This window comes from Haloechinothrix sp. LS1_15 (assembly GCF_033042135.1).
Taxonomy (GTDB): domain Bacteria; phylum Actinomycetota; class Actinomycetes; order Mycobacteriales; family Pseudonocardiaceae; genus Haloechinothrix.
In genome coordinates this window covers 17,128-32,614 of the sequence record NZ_WBXM01000010.1, presented here as the reverse complement: position 1 = coordinate 32,614, position 15,487 = coordinate 17,128, and the positions used below count along the sequence as shown (strand labels likewise).

The 15,487-nt window shown below is 71.1% G+C and carries 15 protein-coding genes, 1 other RNA gene and 1 pseudogene; 11 read left to right on the top strand and 6 right to left on the bottom strand.

Annotated features, from left to right (window positions below; all coding sequences use genetic code 11):
• Nucleotides 1-3: 3 nt before the first annotated feature.
• Nucleotides 4-1,059, bottom strand: coding sequence for a hypothetical protein (locus tag F8178_RS15385; RefSeq protein ID WP_317495498.1), 1,056 nt, complete (start codon nucleotides 1,057-1,059; stop codon nucleotides 4-6).
• Nucleotides 1,060-1,215: 156 nt separating this feature from the next.
• Between F8178_RS15385 and F8178_RS15380 the strand changes: the two genes are divergently transcribed.
• Both F8178_RS15380 and F8178_RS15375 read left to right on the top strand, forming a co-directional pair.
• Nucleotides 1,216-1,767: an FAD-dependent oxidoreductase gene (locus F8178_RS15380; RefSeq protein ID WP_317495497.1), complete on the top strand. Its 552-nt coding sequence runs from the start codon at nucleotides 1,216-1,218 to the stop codon at nucleotides 1,765-1,767.
• Nucleotides 1,768-1,831: 64 nt separating this feature from the next.
• Nucleotides 1,832-2,287 carry a hypothetical protein gene (locus F8178_RS15375; protein ID WP_317495496.1) on the top strand — a complete coding sequence of 152 codons (456 nt, stop codon included), beginning with the start codon at nucleotides 1,832-1,834 and terminating at the stop codon, nucleotides 2,285-2,287.
• Here F8178_RS15375 and F8178_RS15370 read toward each other — a convergent pair.
• Complete coding sequence (locus tag F8178_RS15370) at nucleotides 2,280-3,269, bottom strand: neutral zinc metallopeptidase (RefSeq protein WP_317495495.1); 990 nt, start codon at nucleotides 3,267-3,269, stop codon at nucleotides 2,280-2,282. The two genes, F8178_RS15375 and F8178_RS15370, sit on opposite strands and share 8 nt — an antisense overlap.
• Before the next feature lie 140 nt (nucleotides 3,270-3,409).
• On the opposite strand from F8178_RS15370, the gene F8178_RS15365 reads away from it, so the two are divergent.
• The 3 genes from F8178_RS15365 to nudC are packed head-to-tail and all read left to right on the top strand — an operon-like array spanning nucleotide 3,410 to nucleotide 7,142.
• A complete protein-coding gene (locus F8178_RS15365; RefSeq protein WP_317495494.1) occupies nucleotides 3,410-4,720 on the top strand; it encodes a pitrilysin family protein in 1,311 nt (436 codons plus the stop codon).
• Nucleotides 4,717-6,147, top strand: coding sequence for a pitrilysin family protein (locus F8178_RS15360; protein ID WP_317495493.1), 1,431 nt, complete (start codon nucleotides 4,717-4,719; stop codon nucleotides 6,145-6,147). Before F8178_RS15365 ends, F8178_RS15360 begins: the two co-directional genes overlap by 4 nt.
• A complete protein-coding gene (gene nudC, locus F8178_RS15355; protein WP_317495492.1) occupies nucleotides 6,147-7,142 on the top strand; it encodes an NAD(+) diphosphatase in 996 nt (331 codons plus the stop codon). The genes F8178_RS15360 and nudC overlap by 1 nt, the downstream gene beginning before the upstream one ends.
• A 953-nt stretch (nucleotides 7,143-8,095) precedes the next feature.
• Here the strand turns inward: nudC and F8178_RS15350 are convergent.
• From F8178_RS15350 to F8178_RS15340, 3 genes are all read right to left on the bottom strand, one after another.
• On the bottom strand, nucleotides 8,096-9,004 hold the full coding sequence (locus F8178_RS15350) for an SURF1 family cytochrome oxidase biogenesis protein (protein WP_317495491.1): 909 nt from the start codon (nucleotides 9,002-9,004) through the stop codon (nucleotides 8,096-8,098).
• 73 nt (nucleotides 9,005-9,077) lie between these two features.
• Nucleotides 9,078-9,965: a fructosamine kinase family protein gene (locus F8178_RS15345; RefSeq protein WP_317495490.1), complete on the bottom strand. Its 888-nt coding sequence runs from the start codon at nucleotides 9,963-9,965 to the stop codon at nucleotides 9,078-9,080.
• Nucleotides 9,962-10,411, bottom strand: a complete 450-nt coding sequence (locus F8178_RS15340; RefSeq protein ID WP_317495489.1) for a low molecular weight protein-tyrosine-phosphatase — start codon at nucleotides 10,409-10,411, stop codon at nucleotides 9,962-9,964. Before F8178_RS15340 ends, F8178_RS15345 begins: the two co-directional genes overlap by 4 nt.
• Nucleotides 10,412-10,493: 82 nt before the next feature.
• Between F8178_RS15340 and F8178_RS15335 the strand changes: the two genes are divergently transcribed.
• The 4 genes from F8178_RS15335 (at nucleotide 10,494) to rnpB (ending at nucleotide 13,741) form a co-directional block, all read left to right on the top strand.
• Nucleotides 10,494-11,345, top strand: coding sequence for a Nif3-like dinuclear metal center hexameric protein (locus tag F8178_RS15335; protein ID WP_317495488.1), 852 nt, complete (start codon nucleotides 10,494-10,496; stop codon nucleotides 11,343-11,345).
• Nucleotides 11,342-12,079: a C4-type zinc ribbon domain-containing protein gene (locus F8178_RS15330; protein ID WP_317495487.1), complete on the top strand. Its 738-nt coding sequence runs from the start codon at nucleotides 11,342-11,344 to the stop codon at nucleotides 12,077-12,079. The genes F8178_RS15335 and F8178_RS15330 overlap by 4 nt, the downstream gene beginning before the upstream one ends.
• The gene (locus F8178_RS15325; RefSeq protein WP_317495486.1) at nucleotides 12,076-13,323 is read left to right on the top strand and encodes a bifunctional RNase H/acid phosphatase; all 1,248 of its coding nucleotides are present in this window, start codon (nucleotides 12,076-12,078) and stop codon (nucleotides 13,321-13,323) included. The genes F8178_RS15330 and F8178_RS15325 overlap by 4 nt, the downstream gene beginning before the upstream one ends.
• Nucleotides 13,324-13,361: 38 nt before the next feature.
• Nucleotides 13,362-13,741: RNase P RNA component class A (gene rnpB / locus F8178_RS15320), an RNA gene on the top strand.
• Between the two features lie 104 nt (nucleotides 13,742-13,845).
• Here the strand turns inward: rnpB and F8178_RS20445 are convergent.
• Nucleotides 13,846-14,016, bottom strand: a pseudogene (locus tag F8178_RS20445) (hypothetical protein); the annotation flags it as partial.
• A 652-nt stretch (nucleotides 14,017-14,668) separates the two neighbouring features.
• Here F8178_RS20445 and F8178_RS15315 point away from each other — a divergent pair.
• Nucleotides 14,669-14,935 (top strand): hypothetical protein, encoded by a 267-nt coding sequence (locus tag F8178_RS15315; RefSeq protein WP_317495485.1) that lies wholly within the window; start codon nucleotides 14,669-14,671, stop codon nucleotides 14,933-14,935.
• Between the two features lie 15 nt (nucleotides 14,936-14,950).
• On the top strand, nucleotides 14,951-15,454 hold the full coding sequence (locus F8178_RS15310; RefSeq protein ID WP_317495484.1) for a hypothetical protein: 504 nt from the start codon (nucleotides 14,951-14,953) through the stop codon (nucleotides 15,452-15,454).
• Nucleotides 15,455-15,487: the final 33 nt, after the last annotated feature.

The following is a 15,487-nucleotide window of genomic DNA, read 5'->3' as shown; positions in this document are numbered from 1 at the left end:
CGGTCACGGCTGCGCGATCCGGTCGTCCCACGCCTCGTCCCAGACACCCGCGTCGGCCATCCACCTGGCCAGTCCCGGGTGGACCTCCACGTCGTCGATCGCCGCCTCGACCCCTCGCCGCTGCATCTCGGCCATGTCCTCGGCGAGAATGTCGAAGGAGCCGTCCGCTTGCGCGAGCTGTTCGACGTTGTCGGAGATGACGGTCAGCTTCTCGTACATCGCGTCCTCGTCGAGCTCGTCGACCCCTACGTGGAAGCCGTAGAAGAACGGCACGAGCATCGCGGTGTCGCCGCCGACGTCGGAGCCGAACACGCTCGCGTCCACCTCGACGAGCTCGAAGCCCTGCCGTTCGAGCTCGTCGACCTCACCCTCGTCGGGGTTGAGGACGTGCAGATCGGTCTGCAACTCGGCCTCGGTCAGCCACGGTGGCGGGTCGGACTCGCCTGCGGTGTAGGCGATGATGGCCCGCACATCGCCACCTTCCAGGGCGCTGCCTGCCACATCGTTGTCTACCTCCACATAGGAGTGACCGACGTCGACGGCGTCCATGGCGCGTTCCAGGTTGGCGCGAACATCCCAGGGTCGTGGGCCGGTGAACACCTCCTCACCCGCGAGGTCGCCCCAGCCGCTCAGTTCGTCGGCGTCGCGGGCGTGCACCGCGAGACCGGTCTCCATCGGGTACGCCCAGAAGGACTGCACCGGCTCGCGTTCGGCCCGGTCCGAGAAGTCCTCGAAGCGGCCCGTATCGCCTGCCATCTCCTCGAACGCCACATCCGCCCCGTAGTACCCGGCGAATTCACCCATGGCGTAGCCGTTCACGCTCTGCACCGCGCCCGCGGTGGGCAGTACGTCGATCTCGGGGCCGTCCCACTGGTCGTTGAGCATCGACGCCAACGCCACCAGTGCCGAGTGCCCCGCCGATCCGGTGTCGGAGGTCGCCCAGGCCAGACCGCTTGGCTCGCCTGTGCCCTCCGCATCGTCGTCGCCGTTGCAGGCGGCCAACACCAGGGCCGCGGCGGCCCCCATGGCCAGCAACGTCTTGCCGCTCCGAGTGGGCATGTGCCATCGCCCCCAAGCCGAGATCGTGCCGGTGTGTGTTCCGGGACATCCAACCACGCCCGCGTGGGCGTGTCGATGATGTGACACCGCCGCCGTCTGCGGCACCTACTACGGTTTGCGGAGGACCCCGCGAGACGTGGACGTAATGGAGGACGGATGAGCACCATCGCGATCGTCGGCGACGGACCGGCTGGATTGAGCGCGGCATTGCTGCTGGCCAAGAACGACCACAGCGCGATCGTCTACGGCCAGGACAAGACCGCGATGCACAGCGCGCAGCTGCACAACTACCTCGGGCTGCGCGACATCAGCGGTTCGGATTTCCAGCTCGTGGCACGGGAGCAGGCAGCGGCGTTCGGCGCCGAACTGCGGGACGAGGAGGTCACCGGCATCGAGCGGCGTGGTGACGGGTTCGTGGTGACCACCGCGGCAGGCACCACCGAAGTCGACTACCTGCTGCTGGCGGCGGGTAAGCGGGCGAGCGGGCTCGCCAAGGCGCTTGGAGCGGAGTGCGACGGCGATCGCGTGGTGGTCGACACCGAGTACCGCACCACCACCGACCGGCTCTACGCCGCGGGTCGGTTGACCCGGCCCACCCGGAGCCAGGCGATCATCTCCGCGGGGGCGGGTGCGACGGCGGCGCTGGACATCCTCGCTCGGGAGGCGGGCAAGGACGTGCAGGACTGGGACACACCCCCACGCGAGTGAGCAGGCAGGACGAGGTGGGCCGCTGAGTGGGCGCCGCGTCCGGTTTTCTGCCAGGATCGTGGATGTGCATCGGCAGCAGCGTGACGAGGGGGCGGTACGCGAGGAGAGCGGGGTGCGGGGCGGGGTGTTCCTCGCCGCGGGCTTCCTCGCGTTCGCCGTGGTGTTCGCGGTGTGGTGGGTCGGCCCCGGGCTCTTCGCTGGCCAGCCCACGGCAAGTGGCGATCGTGTCGTGGAAGCCACGGTGGTGAAGCCCGCGCCATGCACCGAGCCGGAAGCCACGGCCACGGTCCGGTTCAGCGACGGCGCCGAGCAGCGTGAGGCGCCGCTCAACGCCTGTGGGCACGGCGAGGACGAACGTATCGAGGTGGCGGTTCCCGAGTCGGGCGAGATGGTGCACAGCGCCGACGCGGTGGCTGGCTACCCCGGCTGGTACCTGCCGCTCGGCCTCGGTCTCGTGGCGCTGAGCTGCCTCGGCGGTGCGGTGTACGCGTTGCTGATCACGCGGCGCTCGGTCAGCTGACCGCCTCGCTGCTCGCGGTGAACGTATTGCATCCTGCGATGCTGTTGTGCTGGGCGCCGTCCCGCCACCAGGTGGCGTAGTTCTCGTTGCTGCCGTGATCGCGACCGCCGGAGGTGTCGTCGCCCCGAGTTTCCTGGTCGGCCCAAGCTTGCTCGTACATGTCGCGGCTGACCGACCCGAGCTCGACGTGCGAGCCGAGGAACATACCGGAGAAGCACTGCGCTTGCAGCTCCTTGCGGCGGGACATCTCCTGCCCTGCCTCGCTGTGCACGCCGACGGTGTAGATCTCGTCCCAGACCGCGTCCATGATCCCCGCTAGCTCCTGCACGTGATGCCCGTACTCGTGACCGAGCAGCGCGAGATACACACCGGCCTGGTCGCCGTACTGCTGGGTCTGTAGCCCCTCGAACGGCAGGAAGATCTCGCCCTTGCAGTAGTAGGCCGCGGTCTCCACGTTGACCGTGACCTGGCCGCACTCGCTGGTGAACCGCGAGCTGTCGGGAAAGACCAGTGAGGGCGACTCGAACGGCAGGTCGTGCGCCCGCAACACCGGCTCCCACGCCGCGTTCAGGCACTCGGTCGCGGCGCGGAAGAACTCCTCTGCCGCCTCCGGCGTGCTCTGCCAGCCGGGCAGCTCGCATTTCCTGTTGGGTAGGCCGATGTCGGGATCGGCGAGCAACGGGTGGTCGTCGAGTTTCTCGACCGGTTCCGCGTCGTCGGGTGGTGACCCCGCGGCGCCGGATCCGGAGTCGCCGGGCGCGCGGTGTGCCTCGACGGGACCGTCCTCGGGTACCGCCCGCTCCGCCGCGGGTCGGTCCTCGCCGCCGAGCACACCGACGACCACGCCGGAAGCCAGTAGTGCGAGGCAGGCGCCGAGCGCGAGCCCGTAACGCGGCTGCCGCGACAGCAGGTCGCGCCACCGGTTGCCGGTCGTGGTGCGGCGGCTGTGCCTGCCGTGGCGCGATCTCGGCGATCTCGGCATCGACTCGTTCCTCGGCGTGGTCGCGGTCAGCGTCGGACGGATTCCAGGGTATCGCCCTGTGGTGCCGAGGTGCCGCGCCAGTCGCCGGGCGGGTGGCACGGCACGTCGTGCCGAGTGTGCGGCGAAGTAGGGTGGGTGCCATGGGAGCAGGAGAGTTGCATCGATTCCGACTCGACAACGGCCTGCGCGTCGTGCTCGCCCCCGATGCCGCGACCACCGGCGTGGTCGGCGTGAGCGTGCACTACGACGTGGGATTCCGGTCCGAGCCCGAGGGGCGCACGGGCTTCGCACACCTCTTCGAACACCTGATGTTCCAGGGCAGTGAGAGCCTGGCGAAGCTGGCGCACTTCCGGCATATCCAGGGCAGCGGCGGGGTGTTCAACGGTTCCACCCACCCCGACTACACCGACTACTTCGAGGTGCTGCCCGCTGCGGCGCTGGAGCGGGCGCTGTTCTTGGAAGCCGACCGGATGCGCGCGCCGAAGCTGACCGAGGAGAACCTCGCGAACCAGATCGACGTCGTCAAGGAAGAGATCCGGCTGAACGTGCTGAACCGCCCGTACGGTGGTTTCCCGTGGATCCTGCTCCCGCCGGTGCTGTACGAGACCTTCCCCAACGCGCACAACGGGTACGGCGACTTCACCGATCTCGAGCGGGCAACGCTCGACGACTGTGCGGCCTTCTTCGACGCCTACTACGCTCCGGCCAACGCCGTGCTCACCGTGACCGGTGACTTCCAGCCGGACACCGCGCGCGAGCTGATCGCCAAGCACTTCGGTGACGTCCCGGCGCGCGAGGTGCCGCGGCGCCCCTCGTTCGCCGAGCCCCGCCCTGCGGGGGAGAAGCGGGACACCCAGCCCGATCCGCACGCGCCGCTGCCCGCGATCGCGGTGGGCTACCGGATGACCGATCCGGTGGCCGAGCTGGACAGCTACCTGGCCAATCTCGTGCTGGCCAGCGTGCTCACCGAAGGTGACGGAGCGCGACTGCAGCAGCGGCTGGTGCACTCCGACGCGCTGGTCTCCGACATCAACGCCGAAGCGGGCCTGTTCGGGCCGTTCGAGGCGCGCGATCCGGACACCTTCGTGGTGACCGCTTTCCACCCCACCGACGTGCCCGCGCAGCGGGTGCTCGACACGCTGGACGAGGAACTGGACACGCTGGCTACCCACCCGCCGGAGCAGGCTGAGCTGGCCAAGGCCACCGCCCGGTGGACGGCGGCGCTGCACGGCGAGCACGATCGCATCGTCTCCCGCACCCTCGCACTCGGCGCGTTCGAGCTGCTCTACGGCGATGCCGCGATCATCTACGACCTCCCGGCCAGGCTCGGCGCGGTCACCCCGGAGGACGTCGCGGCTGCGGCCAAGGCACTCCGGCCGGATTCGCGTGCCGTGCTGCTGGTCGAACCGAGCGCACAGGGCGGTGCTCACCCCGAGGAAGGAGCGCAGTGACAGCGACCCCGACAGGCACCCGTACAGGCAGCAACGGATCAGGCACGCACCGCAGCGCCGAGCAGATCGGCACAACCGACCTGGGCCCGCGGTCGCTGCCGCCGCTCGGTGAGCAGGTGGCCAGCGCCGGGTTGGACGTCACCGACACGACGCTCGGCAACGGCCTGCGCGTGCTGGCGGTGCGCAAGGCGACCGTGCCGATGGTGGAGCTGCGACTGCACATCCCGTTCGGCGGTGCGGGCCCGGCGCACAGCGCGCGCGCCGAGGTGCTCGCGGAGAGCATGCTCACCGGCACGGCACGGCGCGACAGGGTGGGCATCGACACCGAGTTGGCGCTGATCGGCGGCGAGCTCGACACCAGGGTCGATCCGGAGCACCTCGCGCTGCGCGGTGACGCGCTGGCCAGCGGGCTGCCCACGCTGCTTGACGTGCTCGCCGATGTGCTCACCGGCGCCAGCTACCCCGATATCGAGGTGACGAGGGAACGTGACCGTCTCACCGAGCGGTTGGCGGTGGCAAGGACCCAGCCCCGGGTGATCGCGCGGGAGGCGTTGCAACGCAGGCGGTACGGGGATCACCCGGTCAGCCGCGAGGTGCCGCTCGCCGAGGAGGTCGCTGAGGTGACGGCCGCCGACGTGCGCGCGCTGCACGACGCCGCGGTACTGCCTGCTGGTTCGGTGCTCGTGCTGGTTGGCGACCTCGACCCGGATGCCGTGATCGGCGAGGTCGAGCGGTCGTTGCGCGGGTGGCACGCGGAGTCCGCGGCGACGCCGGTTCCGCCGGTGCCCGAGGTCTCCGGCGGCGATATCCAACTGGTGGCGCGGCACGGGGCGGTGCAGTCGCAGATCAGGTTGTCGGCGCAGGCGGTGCCGCGTACCGACGAACGCTACGCGGCGCTGCAGCTGGCCAACCTCGCCTACGGCGGGTACTTCTCGTCGCGGTTGGTGGAGAACATCCGCGAGGACAAGGGGTACACCTACAGCGCGCATTCCGGTTTCGACTTCGTCGGCGGCACGGGAACGCTCGTGGTCGACGCCGACACCGCCAGCGAGGTGACGGCGGCCGCGCTGCTGGAGACGCGTTACGAGCTGGGCCGTCTCGGGCTGGTCCCGCCGTCGAGCTCGGAGATCGAGTCGGTGCGGCAGTACGCGATCGGGTCGCTGCTCATCGGCACCTCCTCGCAGGCTGGCCTGGCCAATCAGCTGGTGGCGCTGGCCGACGTCGGGCTGGGCGCCGACTGGCTCACCGCGCACCCGCGACGGTTGGCCGACGTCACCGCCGAGCAAGTCGCCGAGGCGGCCCTGGAGTTCTTCGCGCCGTCGCGGTTCACCGGGGTCGTCGTGGGCGATCCCGACACGCTGCGGCCGGGGCTGCTCGCTCTCGGTGGGGTCAGCACCGACGGGGTCACCGCCGACGAGGGCGGTTGATGGCGGTCCCGTTCCGGCTGTCCCGCCTGCCCGCGCTGTCGCGCGCGGCGGTGGACAGGGAGGAAGGGCTGCGTGGCGACACCGAGCGGCTCCGGTCCCGCTGGTCGCGGGCACGGGTGCTGCCGCTGGACAGCAGGGGCAGGGCGCCTGTGCCGTACGACGGCAGCAGCGCGGCAGGCACGCTGGCGTTGCGGCCCGCGACGAGCTTCGGCAGCGCCCCGCCGGACGATGCGATCTTCCTCGGCACCGAGCCCGGCTCGGGCACCTCCCGCGGCATCGACTACTGGGCGCTCACCGGTAGGGACGCCGCCGATGGCCGGACGGTGACGATGCCAGGTCGGTTCGGTGTCCCTGTGGAGAACGTCCTCGCCGACGGGGAGTTGTGGGTCGGGCTGCGGGAGCACGGGGCGCTGCTCGACGACGCGGGGGCCGGGCTGTTCACCACCGCTCTCGCGTTGCGGAACTGGCACCGGCGGACGCGGTTCTGTGCGGTTTGTGGCGGCGCCAACGAGCTCGCCAAGTTCGGTTGGGTGGCCAGGTGCACCGCGTGCGACAGGGAGGAATACCCGCGCACCGACCCGGCGGTGATCTGCCTGGTACACGATGACGAGGGCGTCAACGGCGAACGGGTGTTGCTGGCCAGGCAGCCGTACTGGCCGGAAGGCGGGTACTCGGTGCTGGCCGGTTTCGTCGAGGCCGGCGAGTCGCTGGAGGGGTGTGTCGTCAGGGAGGTAGCCGAGGAGGTGGGGGTGGATGTCCGGGACGTGCGCTACCTCGGCAGCCAGCCATGGCCGTTTCCGCGCTCGATCATGCTCGGCTTCGCGGCGCGCGCCGATGCCGCGCAGGCCGTGGTTCCCGCTGCGGGCGAGATCGCCGACGCTCGCTGGTTCACCAGGCGGCAGGTGCTTGCCGCGCTCGACGGCGAGGGCGAGCTGCGGCTGCCGGGGAACTCGTCGATCGCGCGGGTCATGCTGTTCGACTGGGCCGTTGCCTGACTGACGGGCCGCACAGGGCTCACGGACCGTGATACCGGTGTCGTGGCACCGTCACCGTACCGTTATTCTCGTTGTGCCCGTCGCACCGCTGGGCGGCGGACGCGGGTGCCGGGCGGGGTGAGGGAGCAGCTGGGGTAACTATGGGGAATGGCGAATGAGCGCCAGCAGGGCGACGGGGCTCGTGTTGGGCACGGTGGCGGACGCCGCGTGGGGCGTGCGCCCGCGGGCGCACGCCTGCACCGGGGAGGTGGCCACCGTGGTGGGCACGGCGGTCGAGCTGCTCGGGCGGCGCGTCGAGGGCGCGCCGGGGTTCCTGGTGCGTGCCGCGGGGATGGCGCTGGCGACCTGGGGCGCGCTCGGCGGCGCCGTCGTGGCGGCGCGGGCCTTGCGGGTGGCCGCGGAGCTGGAGCGTGCCGGAGCTGTCCGCGCCCGCTTCGGCACACGTGATCCGGCAGGCGCGGCGCGGGATTCGGTGCGGTCGGTGGCCACTGGCACCGCCACTGTGGTGGTGGCCCCGCTGCTGGCAGGCGCGGTCGCTGGTAGCCCGGGGATACTCGGTCACAGCCTGCTGCGCACGCTGCGGGAAGCACAGCGGGAAACGCGGCGGGGCGATCCGGGTTCGGCGATGGTGGTGCGGGCTATGGTGCCGGTCGAGGAGCTGCCCGCGCACTGCGCGGTCGCCGCCACCGTGGCGTGTGCGTGGGTGGTGGGTGGTTCCGGCAGCCGGGCCCGGCTGGCCGTGGGCCGGGCGGCCGGTGGTGCGGGCGCCGGGTGCGCCACGCGACGGGTCGAGGCCGCGTTCACCGGGGCGCTCGGGCTGCGGGCCGACGATACGGGTGAGCAGCTCCCGGCCGGGGCGGCGCGGCGGCTGCCCGCCTTCGAGCGTGTCCCCGATGGGGAACACGTGACGCGCGCCGTCGAGCTGTCGCGTGTCGTCGGGTGGGTCGCCTGTGTCAGTTCCGCGCTGCTCGCTCTGGCTGCGGGGCGGCGTGCCCGGCGCCGGCGGCGCTGCCGGAATCCTGCTCCTCGTCCTCGGCGAGAAGCTCGGCGACCGACTTGCGCTTGCGGCGTGTGCCGGTGAAGCCGTCGGAGCCGCCGGAGCCCGCCCGGCCGGACCCGTCGCGTAGCGCCCCGCCGGGGCGCAGCTCGCGGAGGGTGAAGTACAGCCACGCCACCAGCGCCATCACGCCGAAGGCGTACCACTGCAATGCGTAGGAGAAGAACGGTCCCGCGGTGGTGCGCGGCAGCGGCAGCGCGTTGACCTCCCCCGGCTGGTCGTTGTCCAGCTGGAAGTAGCCGGGCCGCAGGTCGAGGCCGGTGGCCTCGCCGACGGTCGCCGAGGAGACGTTGTAGACCTCGATCTGCCCCGAGCCCGCCCGGTCGATGGCCTCGCGGTCACCGGGTGGTGGTTCGTCCACGCGGGCGCGCGCGATGACCGTGACCTCCCCGTCGGGTGGTGGGTCGTAGCGGGGAACCGAGCCCTGCTCGGGCCGGACGTAGCCACGGTTGATCAGTACGCGTTCACCGCCGGTGGTGCGCATCGGGGTGAGGACTTCGTAGGCGGGTTCGCCCTGCACGGTCCGCAGCCGCGCCAGCACCTCGTCCTCGGGCAGGTACTCGCCGGCGATCGTGACGCGGCTCCACTGCGTCCGCTCGTCCGGTGCGGTCCCGTCGGGCAGGGTCTCGTCCAGCGGGCTCGGCTCGGCTTCCAGCGATTCCTGCACCGCCTCGTTCTGGGCGGAGCGGCTTTCGTGGCGGTCGAACTGCCACGGCCCGAGCATGGTGAAACACGCCGCGGCGAAGACGAACACCAGGGCCGTCAACGCCAGCCAGCGAGGCCGGAGCAGGAGCTTCCACCGCACGGCTCCACGGTAGGACATCGGTGCCGGTGCGCCGGGCACCGGTGCTCGGCGCTGAGGCAGGCGTCACCGGGTGTCAGCGCAGCGCCAGTGCCGAGCGCGCTGCGGCCAGTGCCCGCCCGGCGTAGGCGCCGCCGAACAGCACGGTGTGCACCAGCAGCGGGAACAGCTGGTGCAGGCCCACCCGGTCGCGCCAGCCGTCGGCGAGTGGCGCCCCAGCGGCCTCGGCTGCCGCCGCGTAGGCGGCGAGGATCTCCGCCTCGTGGGGAGCGCCGAAAAGCCGCAGCATGGCCAGGTCGGTTTCGCGGTGGCCACCGTGGGCCGCGGGATCGAGCAGCCATACCCGGCCGTCGGTGGCCTCAGCCCAGTGGATGTTGCCGCACCAGGCGTCGCCGTGCAGCCGTGCTGGTGGTTCCGCTGGCCCGGCGATCGCGGGGAGGTGTTCGCAGACGTCGTCGAACACGGCTGCCTGCCCGGTGTCGAACAGCCCGCGATCCCGGGCCTGACGCACGTACGGCTCGATCCGATGCGCGGCGTAGAAAGTGGGCCAGTCCGCCTCGGTTTCGTTGCGCATGCGAGCCAGCCCGATCCACGCCTCGACCGGGCCACCAGGCGGAGGTGCGCCGTGGGCGGGGGCGCCGCGCAGGTGCAGGGCAGCCAGCCCGGCGCCGAAGGCGCGGGCCGCGGTCGCCGAGGGCCTTCCCCCACCGATCCGCTCGATGAGCAGCCAGTCGCTGTCGTGGCCGCGTACCTCCGGCAGCGGGACATCACCAGAGGAGGCGAGCCAGCGCAGGCCCGCGGCCTCGGCATCGTGCGCGTTCGGGCCAGGGGCGCGCTTGGCGACGAGCTGTTCGCCGTCGGCGGTGGTGACTGCGAACAGCGACCCGCCGAGCGGGCCGACGCGGCTGACAGCGGTGCCCAGCAGGCGCTCGGCGGCCTCGTGTGGTTCGTCGGCGCCCCTCATAGCCGCTCGCGCACCCACTCGATCAGTCCAGGCATGCTGCCTTCGATCATCTCGAGCACCGTGTCGAACCCGCCGCTGTAGTACGGGTCTGGCACCTCCGCCCCTTCCGGCGCGGCAGGGTCGAAGCTGCGCAGCAGCACTACCCGGTCGGGCTCGACATGTCTGCGTAGCACCCGCAGGTGCCCGGCGTCGGCAGCCAGCAGCAGATCCGCTTCCAGGTGTTCCGGGTTGACCTGTGCGGCGACGTGTTCGTCCGGGTAGCCGTGCTTGCGCAGCGTCGCTGCCGCGCGCTCGTCGGCGGGTTCGCCGATGTGCCACGGGCCGGTTCCGGCGCTGGTGACACGTACCTGCCCGTCGAGACCGGCGCGGCGCAGGTGTTCGCGGAAGACGTTCGCGGCCATGGGGGAGCGGCAGATATTGCCGCTACACACGAAGCTGACATGCACGCCACACAGCCTAACGAGCAGGCGGCAACCCGCCGCCCCTCCGGGAGCACGGCAGGCTGTGCGCTGTGCGAGGATCACGGATATGCCGGATGTCCACGCCCCCGCCACGGTCGGTGACGTGCGCGGCGTGCTCGAGCGGGCCTACCCGCCGGAGCTCGCCGAGTCCTGGGACGCGGTGGGTCTGGTGTGTGGTGACCCCGCCGACCGTGTCGACCGTGTGCTGGTCTGCGTCGACGCGGTCGGCGACACCATCGCCGAGGCCGCCGAACTCGGGGCGCAGCTGGTGATCGCCCACCACCCGCTGCTGTTGCGCGGGGTGCACGGCGTGGCGGCCGACACCACGAAAGGGCACCTGGTCCACCGGATGATCCGCGACGGCATGGCGCTGTTCTGCGCGCACACCAACGCCGACGCGGCGTGGCCGGGGGTATCCGATGCGCTGGCCGAGGCGATCGGGCTGCGTGTGGCGGAACCGCTGGCACCGCACGAGCAGGGTGCCACCGGCATCGGCCGGATCGGCGAGTTGCCCGTAGCCGAACCGTTCCGGGACTTCGTCAGGCGGGTGGCGCGCGCGGTGCCCGAGACCGAGCCGGGCGTGGCTGGCGCGGGGGATCCGGAGCGACCCGTGCGGCGGGTGGCGGTCGCAGGCGGCGCAGGGGACAGCTATCTGGCACGCGCGGCGGCGGCGGGGGTCGACGCCTACGTCACCGCCGATCTGCGCCACCATCCCGCGAGCGAGCATCTGGAGACCGGCCGCGACGCGCCCGCGCTGGTGGGGTTGACCCACTGGGCGAGCGAGTGGCCGTGGTGTGACCAGGTGGCGGGAATCCTCCGTGAGCGACTCGGTACGGTCGACGTGCACGTGTCCCGCCTGTGCACCGACCCGTGGTCGATCAGGGCCACCGCTGCGACACCGGAGGAAGCGACGTCGTGAAAGTTGATCCCGCACTGCAGCGACGGCTGCTGGACCTCGCCGAGATCGATGCCGAGCTGTCCCGCGTCGCGCATCGCCGCGGCAACCTCCCCGAACACGCCGAGCTCACCGAGGCCGAGAAGGCGGTGCAGGCGCAGCGGGACGCGCACGTGGCGGCCAAGACGGCGCTCGGCGACCTGGACAGGGAGGTCGAGCGGCAGGAACGCGAGGTCGAGTCGGTGCGCGCGCGTGCCGAGCGGGATCGCAAGCTGATGGAGTCCGGGTCGGTTTCCGCTAAGCAACTGTCCGATGTCGAGCACGAGCTGGAGACACTGCAGCGCAGGCAGAACGCGCTGGAGGAGGACCTGCTCGAGCTGATGGAGCGTAGGGAAGCCACCGAGGAGGACGAGCGGCGCGCCGCCGCCGAGGTGACCGCGAAGGAGGAGGCGGTCGCCGAGATCACCGCGCGCCGGGACGAGGCGCTTGCCGAGCTGGACAGCACGCGGGCGCGGCGGGAGTCCGAGCGGTCCGCGCTGCTCGTGGAGCTGCCCGAGGATCTCATCGCCCGCTACGACCGGGTGCGGCAGTCCCGGGGAGTGGGGGCGGGCCTGCTGCGTTACCGCCGCTGCGGAGCGTGCCAGCTCGAACTGGACCGGGTCGCGCTCTCGGAGATCAAGGCAGCAGCCGCCGACGACGTCGTCACCTGCGACAACTGCGGCGCGATCCTGGTCCGCACCGCGGAGTCGGGACTGTGACCGCAGGCAGGCACGTCACCGTCGAGGCCGATGGTGGCGCGCGCGGCAACCCGGGACCCGCGGGCTACGGCGCGGTCGTGCTGGGTCCCGATGGTGAGGTGCTGGCCGAGCGTCAGGGCGGGCTCGGTACCACCACCAACAACGTGGCCGAGTACACCGGGCTGATCGAGGGGCTGCGCGCGGCGGCCGAGGTGGGGGCGGGCAGCGTGGACGTTCGGCTGGACTCCAAGCTCGTCGTGGAGCAGATGAACGGCCGCTGGCGCATCAAGAACGAGACGCTGCGCCCGCTCGCCGCGCGTGCCGCCGAGCTGGCGGCGGGCTTCGAGCGGGTTACCTACAGTTGGATCGCGCGGGAGCGGAACACCCGCGCCGACGCGCTGGCGAACGAGGCGATGGACCGGCAGGCCGACGGTGCGCAGCCGGAGGCAGACGAAGCAGGCGACGCCCGTGCGCCTTGCGAGGCAGGCACGTCCGGTGAGCAGCCCGCGGGCGGCAGCGGCGAAGGCGGCGACGTCGAGGGCGACACCCAGGCGCGGCAAGGTGCGCTGTTCGCCGATACCTGCGGGACCGATCGGGCGGTCAAGCCCGCGCCTGCGACGTGGAGCGGGGCGGCGGGCGCGCCGACACGGCTGTACCTGCTGCGGCACGGCCAGACCGAGCTGTCGGCGGACCGCCGCTACTCGGGGCGCGGGGACGTGCCGCTGACCGAGCTGGGCGCCTGGCAGGCGAGCGCGGCGGCCAAGCGACTGTCGGGGCTGCTGCCGGGCGAATCCGGCGGGTCCGTGTCGGTGATTGCCTCCCCGCTGCGCCGCGCGGTGGCCACGGCCGAAGCGGTGACCGGCATGCTCGGCGGGAGCGTGCGCACCCACGACGGCCTGCTGGAGACCGATTTCGGCCGGTGGGAAGGGTTGACCTTCAGCGAGGCCGCCGAACGCGATCCGCGGCTGCACCGCGCGTGGCTTGGTGACGCGACCATCGAGCCGCCCGGCGGGGAGAGCTTCGAGCAGGTACACCGGCGCGTACGCGGCGTGCTCGACGAGCTGCTCGACGCGCGGGCAGGCCAGGAGGTGGTGGTGGTCTCGCACGTCACACCGATCAAGTCGGTGTTGCGGCTGGCGCTGGCTGGCGGCCCTGAGCTGCTGTACCGCATCCACCTCGATCTGGCCTCGTTGTCGATCGTGGAGTTCTACCCGGACGGCAACGCCTCGGTGCGCCTGGTCAACGACACCTCCTACCTTGCGTGATCACCGCGGTCATCAGGGGTTACCCTGGAAGGTGTGGGCGAGTCGGCAGGGCGACCGCGAGGAGTGATCCTCGAGGAAAGTCCGGACTCCACAGGGCAGGGTGGTTGCTAACGGCAACCCGGGGCGACCCGAGGGAAAGTGCCACAGAAAACAGACCGCCGCGCGGGATCGCGCGGTAAGGGTGAAACGGTGGTGTAAGAGACCACCAGCACCCCGGGTGACCGGGGTGGCTCGGCAAACCCCACCCGGAGCAAGGCCAAGAGGGAGCGTCACGCTCCTGCGCAGGCGTTCGAGGGTGGCCCGCCCGATGCCTGCGGGTAGGCCGCTGGAGCCTGCCGGCAACGGCAGGCCTAGATGGATGGTCGCCACCGTGACACCGGTCACGGGACAGAATCCGGCTTACATGCCGGCTCGCCCGCGCTCCACGCCCCGACCACCGGTCGGCGGGCGTCGAGTTCACCGCAGGGCCAGCGCCGTCCCTTGATACGAGGGGAGGCTCGCTTGGCCACTCCGGGCGCAGTGTCACGCGTGGGGTCGGCCGCTGTCGGCGGTACCAGCCGGGTCCAGCAGTGCAGTGCCGTCGTGGATGCGGATGAAGGGGCCACGTCCGTGTTCGGTGCGGATGAGACCTTCGGATTCGAGCAGAGCGATCGCCTGGCTGATGGATGTCCGGTTGAGCCCGTAGCGCCGCGCGAGCTCGGGCTGGCCTGTCTAGCTGCGATAGCGGCAGGATGAGCTGGCTCGCGTGCGGTATGCGCCGTTGCTGGCGCTGCCGGGTGCGTGTGGCGGTGGTGCCGCTGCCGGTCGTCACCCCCGAATGCCTGCGGGGCGATCCCCGCTGCTTGCGGGAGCGACCGCTGTGAACGTGACTCACAGCCCGTCCATCCGCGCCGGATGGTCTCGCGTTGCTCCATTCAGGTTGTTCTTTGACGAGAATCACATCAATCTCTTGCGCGTCCCGGCGGTACTGCACTGCTGAGCGAAATTCCCCAATCGGACGAGCTGTCCTCGCGGTTGTTGCGTCGGGTGACGGCATTTCGGACCACTCGGGCGTACTGCAACGCATGTGAGTGAGCCTGAGTCGCAGGTGAGAAGCAGGTAGTCGCTGTATGGTTCCCCAGGAAGTGTGAGGGCCACCGGGTAACGTTCGGTCATGATGCCCAGGTGCGCAGACGTGCTGCACATGAAGCCGTACGCTGCGACTGGCAACGAGCTAGGACTCAACAGAACGCGCTATGAACGCTACGCTAGGTGACGCCCCGATGGATACGACCGACGACGAAACGCGTGCCATGCCCCAGTCGATCCCCCAGTCCAGGAAGCTCCTCACCTCCGGGAGTCCACGATGACCACCTTGACCGTTGTCACACTCGCGCAGGAGCAGCCGATCACCACGGGCGGCCTTCGTGATTGGCTCGTCGATAACATCATTCCGCTGCTGTTGCTGGCCGTGGCTGTGCTGCTGCTCTGGCTCGGTGGCGGCAAAGGCGACAACGCAGGGGTGATGCGCCGAGTCGGTGGCGTGGTAATCGCGCTGGCGGTGATCGGGCTCGCCCTGTCTGGCGCCGGTGTCGAAGTCGGCACCTGGCTGTCGAGCCTGTTCACTGGCTGAAGGGCTGGTTGAACCGTGCGTATCCGCACCGACGACGAGGTGTATCGCGTCGACGCGGTGTGGCTCGGCCCGCCGCGCGCGACTTTCCCGTGGCGCGTGCGCTACGTGGCATGGGGAGTCGGCTTCGCGGTGTTCCTGCTGGTGCTGACCATCGAGCGGCAGCTGGGCATCGGCTTCGGTTTCTTCAGCACCGCGTGGGCGCTGGTCATCACCGTCATCGTGACCAAGCTGATCACCGCGAAGATCAACCACGAGCGCCCGCTGGGTTCGGTGCTGTCCATGTGGTACCGGGAGCTGACCGCGCCGCGGGAGCGCACCGTGGGCGACGGGGGAGCAGCGAGCGCGAGCAAGATACGGGTCCGTGCGCAGCGCCCACGGCCCAAGGCATCGAAGGGGCGCGAGGCGTCCGGCGATGCCGCGCAGGCGGTGGGCAGACGCCCGCAGCGGCGGACCCCGCCGCGACAGACCGGCTTCCCGCCGGAAGTGCCGAACCCGACTCGCGAACCAGCGCGGAGGTAGTGTCGTTGTTCCGTCACCGCGATCGGAAGACGG

Bases quoted from the DNA above. Each gene is read 5' to 3' on its own strand.
- F8178_RS15385 (WP_317495498.1), bottom strand. From the start codon at position 1,059: ATGCCCACTCGGAGCGGCAAGACGTTGCTGGCCATGGGGGCCGCCGCG.
- F8178_RS15380 (WP_317495497.1), top strand. From the start codon at position 1,216: ATGAGCACCATCGCGATCGTCGGCGACGGACCGGCTGGATTGAGCGCG.
- F8178_RS15370 (WP_317495495.1), bottom strand. From the start codon at position 3,269: ATGCCGAGATCGCCGAGATCGCGCCACGGCAGGCACAGCCGCCGCACC.
- F8178_RS15365 (WP_317495494.1), top strand. From the start codon at position 3,410: ATGGGAGCAGGAGAGTTGCATCGATTCCGACTCGACAACGGCCTGCGC.
- nudC (WP_317495492.1), top strand. From the start codon at position 6,147: ATGGCGGTCCCGTTCCGGCTGTCCCGCCTGCCCGCGCTGTCGCGCGCG.
- F8178_RS15345 (WP_317495490.1), bottom strand. From the start codon at position 9,965: ATGAGGGGCGCCGACGAACCACACGAGGCCGCCGAGCGCCTGCTGGGC.
- F8178_RS15335 (WP_317495488.1), top strand. From the start codon at position 10,494: ATGCCGGATGTCCACGCCCCCGCCACGGTCGGTGACGTGCGCGGCGTG.
- F8178_RS15315 (WP_317495485.1), top strand. From the start codon at position 14,669: ATGACCACCTTGACCGTTGTCACACTCGCGCAGGAGCAGCCGATCACC.